This is a genomic window from Pseudomonas sp. HMSC076A11, assembly GCF_001810205.1.
In the GTDB taxonomy this organism is placed as follows: Bacteria; Pseudomonadota; Gammaproteobacteria; order Pseudomonadales; family Pseudomonadaceae; genus Pseudomonas; species Pseudomonas aeruginosa.
Window position 1 is genome coordinate 1 of sequence record NZ_KV800312.1, and the last position, 7,972, is coordinate 7,972.

At 61.4% G+C, this 7,972-nt stretch carries 5 protein-coding genes; all 5 read left to right on the forward strand.

What is annotated here, in order from left to right:
• Positions 1–230: 230 nt before the first annotated feature.
• The 5 genes from HMPREF2716_RS17765 to HMPREF2716_RS17785 all read left to right on the forward strand — a co-directional run bounded on the left by HMPREF2716_RS17765 (position 231) and on the right by HMPREF2716_RS17785 (position 7,927).
• Positions 231–2,759: a type VI secretion system spike protein VgrG2a gene (locus HMPREF2716_RS17765; RefSeq protein WP_023518532.1), complete on the forward strand. Its 2,529-nt coding sequence runs from the start codon at positions 231–233 to the stop codon at positions 2,757–2,759.
• The gene (locus tag HMPREF2716_RS17770; RefSeq protein ID WP_004348969.1) at positions 2,756–4,465 is read left to right on the forward strand and encodes an esterase/lipase family protein; all 1,710 of its coding nucleotides are present in this window, start codon (positions 2,756–2,758) and stop codon (positions 4,463–4,465) included. The genes HMPREF2716_RS17765 and HMPREF2716_RS17770 overlap by 4 nt, the downstream gene beginning before the upstream one ends.
• A complete protein-coding gene (locus HMPREF2716_RS17775; protein ID WP_031628198.1) occupies positions 4,462–5,604 on the forward strand; it encodes a T6SS immunity protein Tli4 family protein in 1,143 nt (380 codons plus the stop codon). Before HMPREF2716_RS17770 ends, HMPREF2716_RS17775 begins: the two co-directional genes overlap by 4 nt.
• Positions 5,605–5,616: 12 nt before the next feature.
• The gene (locus HMPREF2716_RS17780; RefSeq protein ID WP_003122926.1) at positions 5,617–5,877 is read left to right on the forward strand and encodes a PAAR domain-containing protein; all 261 of its coding nucleotides are present in this window, start codon (positions 5,617–5,619) and stop codon (positions 5,875–5,877) included.
• A gap of 682 nt (positions 5,878–6,559) precedes the next feature.
• On the forward strand, positions 6,560–7,927 hold the full coding sequence (locus tag HMPREF2716_RS17785; protein WP_023518531.1) for a nucleobase:cation symporter-2 family protein: 1,368 nt from the start codon (positions 6,560–6,562) through the stop codon (positions 7,925–7,927).
• The last annotated feature ends 45 nt before the right edge of the window (positions 7,928–7,972 follow it).

A 7,972-nucleotide genomic window follows, 5' to 3' on the forward strand; every position in this document is an offset into this window, starting at 1 on the left:
TCTCCGGCACCTCCGGCTCCGACGACTGGCGCTCGCCGGTGGCAGGGTGAGTTGACAGGCACACCGGTCGTACACCTGTGCGGCCGGTTCTCCGTCGAGCCGAAAATGTCCGCGACTTCGCGAAATCGACACAGAGCCAAAGACTTTCGGCGCCGGCTGAGCAAGAGTAACGTGGCTTGCTCCTCCAATGGATTGGAAAGGAACTGCCCACCCGGAACAGGGAACGATCCATGCGTCAAAGAGACCTGAAATTCACCTTCGTCGTTGGCGAAGGGAACCTTGCGTTCGATGTCGTCGAGTTCGAACTGGAAGAAGCGCTCTGCGAGCCTTTCCGCCTGAGCCTGAAGCTGGCCAGCGACAAGAACGCCATCGATTTCAAGCAGGTACTCGACCAGCCGGGCACCTTCACCCTCTGGCAGGACGGCCGTCCGGCCCGCTACGTCCATGGCATCGTCAGCCACTTCACCCAAGGCAGCTCGGGTTTTCGCCGGACCCGCTACGAACTGCTGCTGGAACCACAGTTGGCGCGCCTGGAGCTGTGCTGCAACTGGCGGATCTTCCAGGAGAAGAGTGTTCCGGAGATTCTCCAGGCGCTGCTCAAGGAACACCGGGTGCTCGACTACGAACAGCGCATCTACCATGAGCACCTGCCGCGCGAATACTGCGTGCAGGCCGGCGACAGCGATCACTACCTGCACGACCGGCTGGCCTTCGAGGAAGGCCTGGTCTACTACTTCCGCTTCGACGAACACCGCCACACCCTGGTCTGCAGCGACCGGCTCTACGTCCAGGAGCGTATCGCCGGCGGCCCGGTGCTGTTCAGCGCCCAGCCGGAGGGCGACAACCCGCAGCCGGTGCTTCATTCTTTCCGCTACAGCGAAAATGTTCGTACGGCTCGACAGACCCAGCGGGACTACAGCTTCAAGCGCCCGACCTACGACCAGGAGCATCATCTCGCTGGCGAGGCGCTCGAGCATCAGGACTCGTCCTACGAGCGCTACGACTACCCCGGTCGCTACAAGCGGAGCGGCGCGGGCCGGCCTTTCAGCGAAAGCCGCCTCAGAGGACATCGGCGCGATGCACGGGTGGCATCGGTCAGCGGCGACGACCCGCGGCTGATCCCGGGCCACGCCTTTGCCCTGGAAGGTCATCCGCGTGCCGACTTCAACGCCTGGTGGCGGCCGGTGCGGGTGGTCCATCGCGGCACCCAGTATGCCGGCCAAGAGGAAGAGTCCGCCGACGCCCCTCTGGGGGTGAGCTACGACCTGCGCGCCGAACTGGTACCCGAGGACGTCGAATGGCGTCCCGCACCGCTGCCTCGGCCGCGTATCGATGGTCCGCAGATCGCGACGGTAGTCGGCCCGGCAGGGGAAGAGATCCATTGCGACGAGTGGGGACGGGTGAAAGTCCAGTTCCCCTGGGATCGCGAGGGACGTCACGATGAATTCAGTACCTGCTGGATACGGGTCGCGCAGAACTGGGCAGGTGCCGACTGGGGGCACATGGCGATCCCGCGGATTGGCCAGGAGGTGATCGTCGATTACCTGGACGGCGACTGCGACCAGCCGATCGTCACCGGGCGCACCTACCGGGCGACCAACCGACCGCCCTACGCGCTGCCCGACCACAAGATCCTCAGCACCATCAAGAGCAAGGAGTACAAGGGCAGCCGGGCCAACGAGCTGCGCATCGACGACACCACGGCGCAGATCAGTGCGGCGCTGATGAGCGACCACGGTGCCAGCGCGCTGCACCTGGGCTACCTGACCCATCCTCGGCCCGAAGGCGGCAAGCCGCGCGGCGAGGGCTTCGAACTGCGCACCGACGAACATGGCGCGGTGCGTGCGGCCAAGGGGCTGCTGCTGAGCACCGAGGAGCAGCTCAGGGCCGGCGCCGGCCATCTCGACCGAGGCGTCGTGGTGCAGGTGCTGGAGGCGGCGCTGAAGCTGGCCCGCGAGCTGGGCGACTACGCCGGGGAGCACCAGGGCGTGGGGCACGACGCGGCGCCGCAGCAAACCCTCCAGGAAGCCGTGCGCGACCTCGGCCACGGCGCCAACGACGAGTCCGGCAAGAGCAACGGAGGCAAGCCGGCGATCGCCTTGAGCGGTCCGGCAGGGATCGCCGCGGCGACGCCGGCGAGCCTGACCCTGGCCGCCGGCGAGCACGTCGACAGCGTGGCCCGGCAGAACCAGCAGGTGACCGCCGGGCAGAAGGTGGTGATCAACGCCGGCAGCGACATCGGCCTGTTCGCCCAGGGCGGCGAGCTGCGCCAGATCACCCACCAGGGGCCGATGCTGCTGCAGGCGCAGAAGAACGACATCCGCCTGGAAGCCGAGCAGAGCGTGGAGGTCAGCGCCAGCCAGCAGCACGTGCTGGTCACCGCGAAGGAGCACATCACCCTGATGTGCGGCGGCGCCTACCTGACCCTCAAGGGCGGCAACATCGAGCTGGGCATGCCCGGCAACTTCGTGGTCAAGGCGGCGAAGCACAGTCATGTCGGTCCCGCTCATGCATCGACCAGCTTCAACGCCTGGGATTCGACACCGTTCGATGACCGGTATGTCCTGCGCGACGAAGCCACGCTGGAGCCGTTACCCAATATCGCCGTTGAAGTGATACGAGGCGATGGTGGTGTGGTGAAACTGATGACCGACAGCCAGGGCCGTTTACCCAAGCAACAACACCTGGCCATGGACCCGGTGCAGATACGCATCCTGGGCAAGAGCAGTCACAACAGCGACACGGAGTCCAACACATGAGCAGCGAACCGCTCGAGCCGAATCAGGATGTGATCATCCCTCGCTCTCGCGACGGTCTGGGACGGCCTGTCTACAAGGCGCAGTTGACCCGTACCGACAACCAGAGCGAAAAGGTGGCACTGATTCGGCAGACCGCTCCCCTGCCGGTGATCTTCATTCCGGGGATCATGGGAACCAACCTGCGCAACAAGGCAGATAAAAGCGAGGTCTGGAGGCCGCCGAATGGTCTGTGGCCCATGGATGACCTGTTTGCCTCCATCGGTGCGTTGTGGACTTGGGCCTGGAGGGGTCCAAAGGCCCGTCAGGAGCTCCTGAAGGCTGAGCAAGTAGAAGTCGATGACCAGGGTACGATCGATGTCGGTCAATCTGGTTTGTCCGAAGAAGCTGCCCGCCTGCGCGGCTGGGGCAAGGTCATGCGCAGTGCGTATAACCCGGTCATGGGATTAATGGAGAGGCGACTGGATAACATCGTCAGCCGGCGGGAACTCCAGGCATGGTGGAATGACGAAGCCCTCTCTCCTCCTGGAGATCAGGGTGAGGAGCAGGGAAAGGTTGGGCCGATCGATGAAGACGAATTGCTCAGGGCCAGCCGATACCAGTTCGATGTCTGGTGCGCCGGCTATAACTGGCTACAGTCCAACCGGCAGTCGGCGCTGGATGTACGCGACTATATCGAGAATACCGTGTTGCCTTTCTACCAAAAGGAGTGCGGTCTCGATCCCGAGCAGGTGAGACGTATGAAGGTCATTCTGGTCACCCATTCGATGGGAGGGCTGGTGGCTCGCGCCCTGACGCAGTTGCACGGCTATGAGCGCGTATTGGGGGTGGTGCATGGCGTACAACCTGCGACAGGTTCCTCGACCATCTACCATCATATGCGCTGTGGCTATGAAGGTATCGCACAGGTCGTGCTGGGGCGAAATGCCGGTGAAGTGACAGCCATTGTCGCCAATTCGGCCGGCGCGCTGGAATTGGCCCCTAGCGCGGAATACCGGGAAGGGCGTCCCTGGCTGTTTCTATGCGACGCGCAGGGGCAGGTGCTCAAGGATATCGATGGAAAGCCTCGGGCTTATCCGCAGAATCAGGACCCTTATGAAGAGATATACAAGAACACTACGTGGTATGGATTGGTGCCTGAGCAAAATTCACAATATCTGGACATGTCAGACAAAAAAGAAGGTTTAAGAGTTGGCCCCCGTGATAACTTTGAAGACTTGATAGATAGCATTGCTAATTTTCATGGTGAATTGTCAGCAGCAGGATATCACTCAGAGACCTATGCCCATTACGGAGCTGACGATAGCCGCCATAGTTGGCGCGACCTGATCTGGAAGGGTGACCCTACCCCTCTGGAGACCCCCGGTGCCACACTCAACGACGATGAGAACGGCACTTACAACAGTTGGTTCCGCCGGGGCTTGCCCACCATAGTGCAGGGTCCGCTGGAGACGGGAAATCCTCTGGACGCTTCCGGTAGCGGAGGTGACGAAACGGTACCGACCGACTCCGGCCAGGCGCCTGCCCTGGCGGGCGTCAAGGCCAGCTTTCGGCATGGCAGCAAGGGCAAGGGACAGGCCAATACCAAACGGGGCTATGAGCACCAGGAGAGTTACAACGATGCTCGTGCTCAATGGGCAGCGCTATATGGGGTGATCAAAATCACCCAGTTGGCGGATTGGCATCCTAATGACAAAGGAGGGACATGATGCATCCCCGTCGGTTGCTTGCTGTACTTGGAGTGGTGGTCTTGACCAGCATGACCAGTTGCACTTCGTTTTCTTCTTCTCGGAGCTCTTCCATGGACAAGACCGGATGGATTACTCATTGCTTTGGTCGCTTTCTGATTGATCTGCCACCTGACGCGGTAATCAATGCCGGATACTACCTATGGGGAGACAGAATTGAGTACTTAGATGATAAACCTACCGAACTGGCAGCCAGGGTTGATCGTCTTGAACAAGAGTGGAGGACTCAGAGACATAAATCCAAAGGTAACATGTTTCTTCGTAAAATTGACTTTGGCAATGAATCAGTAGGTTTATTGTCTTGGTCTTCAGAGGTTGCCTCTAAAACCTATTTATTGGATACCTATGTTACATCTAAGCCTACGTGGCATGCCTATCGTTGGAAAGGGAAAGTTTCGGTAGACAGAGAGCAACATGCTGTGGAGATATCTAGGGCTTTAGCTCGAAATCTACGTTCTCGCGCGCCAAAAGAAATCCCCAGCGAGCCGGGCTTTTGCATCGACCACGCTTATATTGCAGGGGATAGTTTTCAAGTGGAGAGGTTTGGAGTGGGAGTCACTTTCCCTGAGCACCCCGGCGCGCGCTTTGAATTCCGCTCCTCCACGGGAGCTGAGCTAAACAGCCTTCTTGAGCGAGTCGACGGCTTCGTGCAAAACATGCTCTCCACGTTTGCAGGTATGGAAACATTAAGAAAAGGAAAGCATCCTGTCGGGAGCCTTCCCGGAGAGGAGTATCTGGTTGCGGGAAGCGATAAGGGGCAGCGCGGCTATACCTTCATGTGGGAGGTTCAAGGCAAGGAGGAATCGCTAACCGAGCCCAATCTTACTGCGGGACTGGCGGTACTGGAACGCAGCAATGAAAACGGTAAACCACCGCCCCCTGCCTTCAAATCGGATAAAGAAGCATTGGAACTGTGGGACACCATTGTCGATTCGATTCGCGTGCGCCCGACGTCTTCATCGCCACGTGGCGGAAATGCCGGTCCTTCCCCTGCTCCGAAACCCGCTACGCCTGGCGGCCAAACGCTCGGTGATCACTATGTCTATGAGGAATTCCTCTCCAGCCTGAAGCCAAAAGACAGCTGGCTGGACGACCTATAGGAGCAACCCGCGATGGACATCATTCGCCTTGGCGACACCACCAGCCATGGAGGCACGGTGATTGAGGCGTTCGCCCAGACCGACCTCAACGGCAAGCCGATGGCCGGTGTAGGCCACCAAGTGGTTTGCCCCTTGTGCAAGGGAACCTTCCCCATTACCGAAGGTAGCGCCCTGCTGGATGTGAATGGGGTCCCGGTCGCGCTACATGGGATGAAAACAGCTTGTGGTGCCAGCCTGATTGCCAGTGGCCCGTTGGGCGCTGCCGAAAACTGAAAAAGGGGGACGTTCGATATGCCGAACGACTTCGGCGACCTCCTTCGTGCCTCTCCTGTAGAACGCTCAGGAAAACTCCGCCGGCTTCTTGTCCAGCATGACCTGCCCAGAGCCTTGGCACCTTGGCCAGTCTGCCGTTGTGCACTCCAGCAAGCGCTGGCGGCATTCTCTTTGCTCGTTGAGCGTCTCCATTGCCGCCAGGATCTACTGGCGCTCAGATAGCCGGTTGCTCTCGCGCACGTCGCTGCTTGTAGTCGCCAATGCAAGCAGGCGTTCCGCAAAGACCCATGGCTGATCCCGGGCGACAGGGTTCAAGGCCTTGCTGCACCGGGCTTGTGCCCACTGAGGTAGGGGTCGCTGAAAACTCCCAGCGGCTAGAGCACGTCGGCTATCCGACCAATGTCGTACACCGCCGGGCGTCCCGGGGGTAGCCGGCGCCAGTTCTATGGATACAGTGGAAGCAGCTCTGGAAAGCCTGTAGTAGACCGATTGGTCAACTACAAAAAATTACTTTGTATACAAAAAATCGATTGAATCGAGCACACAACGGGGATATAAAACACCCCACCGCATCGCCCTGAAGCCTGGGGTGGATGTTCGGCCAGAAATACCCGGCCGCCGGAACCTGCCTTTTCCGGTGTCCGCCTGCGACTGACAACAATAAAAACGCCTGAGGTGTTGCATGTCCGTGGTAACTGATCGCCGCATCCCCGACTCGCCCGTAGACCAGCGCCTGCCGCTGACGCAGCTGCTGCTGGTGGGCTTCCAGCATGTGCTGCTGATGTACGGTGGCGCCGTCGCCGTGCCTCTGATCGTCGGCCAGGCGGCCGGCCTCTCGCGCGAGGAAATCGCCTTCCTGATCAACGCCGACCTGCTGGTCGCCGGCATCGCCACCCTGGTCCAGTCGCTGGGCATCGGCCCGATGGGCATCCGCATGCCGGTGATGATGGGCGCCAGCTTCGCCGCCGTCGGCAGCATGGTGGCGATGGCCGGGATGCCCGGCGTGGGCATCACCGGGATCTTCGGCGCGACCATCGCCGCCGGTTTCTTCGGCATGCTCATCGCCCCCTTCATGTCGCGCATCGTGCGTTTCTTCCCACCGCTGGTGACCGGCACGGTGATCACCTCGATCGGCATGTGCCTGTTCCCGGTGGCGATCAACTGGGCCGGCGGCGGCAAGGGCGCGGAAAACTTCGGCTCCCTGCACTTCCTGTTCCTCTCCAGCCTGGTGCTCTGCACCATCCTCCTGATCAACCGCTTCATGCGCGGTTTCTGGGTCAACATCTCGGTGCTGATGGGCATGGGCCTGGGCTACGCGATCGCCGGCGGCATGGGCATGGTCGACCTCGGCGGTCTGGCCGAGCGCCCCTGGTTCGACATCGTCACCCCGCTGCACTTCGGCGCGCCGACCTTCGACCTGGCGCCGATCCTGTCGATGTGCCTGGTGGTAGTGATCATCTTCGTCGAGTCCACCGGCATGTTCCTCGCCCTGGGCAAGATCACCGGCCGCGAGATCACCCCGACCGAACTGCGCCGCGGCCTGCTCTGCGACGCCGGCGCCTCGTTCTTCGCCGGTTTCCTGAACACCTTCACCCATTCCTCGTTCGCCCAGAACATCGGCCTGGTGCAGATGACCGGGGTGCGCAGCCGCTACGTCACGGTGGCCGCCGCCGGTTTCCTGATCCTCCTCAGCATGCTGCCCAAGGCCGCCTTCCTGGTCGCCTCGATCCCGCCGGCGGTACTCGGCGGCGCCGGCATCGCCATGTTCGGCATGGTCGCCGCCAGCGGCATCCAGATCCTCCACGAGGCCAACATCACCGACCGCCGCAACCAGTTGCTGGTGGCGGTAAGCATCGGCATGGGCATGGTGCCGGTGGTGCGCCCGGACTTCTTCGCCCGCCTGCCGGTCTGGATGGAGCCGATCACCCATAGCGGCATCGCCATGACCGCGATCTGGGCGGTGGTGCTGAACCTGCTGTTCAACATCCTCAGCCGCAACGACCGCAGCCACTTGTGCGGCAGCCACGCGCCGGCGCCCAAGCACTCCTGACTCCCTGGCGGACCGGCGACACTCCCGGTCCGCCCTTCCCTCGGG